Raw genomic sequence first — 581 nt, 5'->3', positions numbered from 1 at the left:
GTCGCCGTGTTGACGCTCTGCGCCGCCGCTTTGCTCGCGGCGGCGGCTCCCGAGACACTCGACGCCGCCGACGCGGCAGCCGCCCCGGCGTTCGATACGGACTGCTGCGGCGCATCGCGTTTCACGGCTTTCGGATCCGCACCTTCGAGCACGAGCAGATTGCTCTGCACACTGATTCTCACCGGATCGGTGTCCTTCCACTGCTTCTTCGGAATCAACAGCTTCCACACGCCGTTGCTGCTCGGCGAGCGGAAGAACGCCACTACGCCAACGTGCTCGGCGTCCTTCTGCATCGGTTCGGCAACGCTCGCGCTCGCGCCCGGGCGCAGCACGACGTCCTTGGTGGCGACGAGATCCGTCTTGAGCAGTTCGAGATCGGCGTTCTGCAACTGGACGTATTCGAGTTGCGCGAAGGTCTTCGAATCCTTGAGTTGATAGAACCGCACCACCGTCGAAAGCGGCTGCCCAGTCGCGTTTTCGTTCAACGCGGCGCGACCGTTCAGTTCGACGTTCATCGACTTGACTTGCGTGGTGAAGAGCCACTCGGCTGCGCTTACCGTGCTGTCCTTCGTGGCCTGCCA

1 protein-coding gene is annotated in these 581 nt (G+C 63.2%); it reads right to left on the bottom strand.

What is annotated here, in order from left to right; all coding sequences use genetic code 11:
- Positions 1-581: type VI secretion system lipoprotein TssJ (gene tssJ / locus NCS02_RS36180; RefSeq protein WP_250523711.1), on the bottom strand; the 581-nt coding region annotated here is incomplete at both ends.

The organism is Caballeronia sp. NCF2 (assembly GCF_023631205.1).
GTDB classification, from domain to species: domain Bacteria; phylum Pseudomonadota; class Gammaproteobacteria; order Burkholderiales; family Burkholderiaceae; genus Caballeronia; species Caballeronia zhejiangensis.
Note: the sequence above shows the minus strand (reverse complement) of the source record. Positions and strands in the feature narration are given on the sequence as shown.